The organism is Petralouisia muris, from assembly GCF_004793545.1.
In the GTDB taxonomy this organism is placed as follows: Bacteria; Bacillota; Clostridia; order Lachnospirales; family Lachnospiraceae; genus Petralouisia; species Petralouisia muris.
In genome coordinates, this window is sequence record NZ_SRYA01000198.1 from 1 (window position 1) to 1,657 (window position 1,657).

Annotated in this window: 2 protein-coding genes; both read left to right on the top strand. The window is 59.0% G+C overall.

Annotation, left to right across the window (positions count from 1 at the left end):
- Positions 1-91: 91 nt before the first annotated feature.
- Complete coding sequence (locus E5329_RS31420; protein ID WP_275443886.1) at positions 92-241, top strand: hypothetical protein; 150 nt, start codon at positions 92-94, stop codon at positions 239-241.
- A partial coding sequence (locus E5329_RS30250) for a DNA cytosine methyltransferase (RefSeq protein ID WP_275443887.1) occupies positions 238-1,657 on the top strand: 1,420 nt, incomplete at its 3' end. The genes E5329_RS31420 and E5329_RS30250, both read left to right, overlap by 4 nt.

Below are 1,657 nucleotides of genomic sequence, written 5' to 3' on the forward strand. Positions count from 1 at the left end.
TTGCGGCATTTAAGGAGGTGACTTTACATTATTTTTCGCTTTACATTAGCCCAGTTTTGGGGAATCCCCCAGCGAAGGAAACGCATCTACCTTGTCGCAGATTTTGCAGGCGGGAGTGCCGGAAAGGTATTATTTGAGTCCGAAGGCGTGTCTGGGTATTCTGCGGAGGGCTTCCGTGCGTGGCAAGGAGCTGCCGGAGGTGCTGCGGAAGGCGCTGGAGCGGCAGGCGGCGTCTGCTTGAACGACCAGGGCGGGCAGCGGATGGATGTGACGGATGAAGTGACCTGCACCCTTCGGGCGGAGGCGCACCATCCCCCATGCGTCCTGGAAGCGGCCGGTTTCTGCACGGAGCATTCCGCAAAGGCGCATGGGATTGGGTACGAAGAGGAAACCTCGCCCACGCTCCGTGCCGGGACAGTTCCTGCGGCGGTGGCCCTGGAAAACCATCCGGCAGACAGCCGCGTGAAGCTGTCAGGGGATGGGAAAGTGCAGACGCTGACCTCCCAGATGGGGACCGGCGGCGGGAATGTACCTATGGTCATGGATGCGGAAACGCCCAAGACGCTGAAAATCCGCTCTGGCTGTGAGGGTGGCGGCAAGGGACCAATCATACAGGATGATAAATCGGCAACGCTCTCCTGCAACAATGACCAGACGGTGTTCGTGCCGTTCTGCAAGGGAACACGTCCGCATTCCGCAGAAGAAGCGCCTGCGTGGAAGGACGGGAAGGTGGCAAACACGCTGAATGCTTTTGATGTAGGGGAAAGCCGCTGCAATGAACTGGTGGTGCAGGCTTACGGCATCTGCTCCAAGGACAGCAACGCCATGAAGTCCGACAATCCCCACAGCGGATTCTATGAGGCGGTAACCTCACGGACGCTGGATGCCAATGGCGGGAATCCCGGATGCAACCAAGGCGGGATTGCCGTGGTGGAGCCGGAAGGGATGTCGGTGTTCCACATCAACCAGAGGGACGAGGTCATTGACCTGCAGGGGAAGTCCGGGGCGCTGATGGCTACCCGGAATATGCAGATGCAGACCTTTGTCCTCCAGGGCTCCATGATCGGTCGGGATGACAGGAACGGGCCGCAGGGCAGCGGCATCAATGAGGATGTTTCCTTCACGCTGGATGCAACGGACCGCCACGCCGTGGCGCAGCCGACCTACTGCACCAGTAAGAATTCCCATTTCACGCGGGCGGAGAAGGAACTGGCGAATACGCTGGTGGCTACGGATTATAAGGACCCTCCCGTCATCAACGATGTGCAGACCGCATCCGGCAAGGAAGTGTTCGGCACACTTTCCGCAAGCATGGGCTCCAAGCAGTGGCTTGGGAACCAGGAGGCGTTCAGCGGGGATTACCATATCGTGGAGCCGGAGTATATCGTGCGGAGGCTGACGCCGACCGAATGTGCGAGGCTGCAGGGCTTCCCGGACTGGTGGTGCGGCGGGCTTGGCACGGAAGAACCTACCGAGGAAGATTTAGTGTTCTGGAGGGAGGTCTTTGAGACCCACCGGAAGATTGCGGGGACTTCCACGAAACCAAAGACGGATAAGCAGATCACCAAGTGGCTGAAAGACCCGCATTCCGACAGTGCCGAGTATAAAATGTGGGGCAACGGCGTCGCACTGCCGAACGTATATTTTGTGCTTTCGG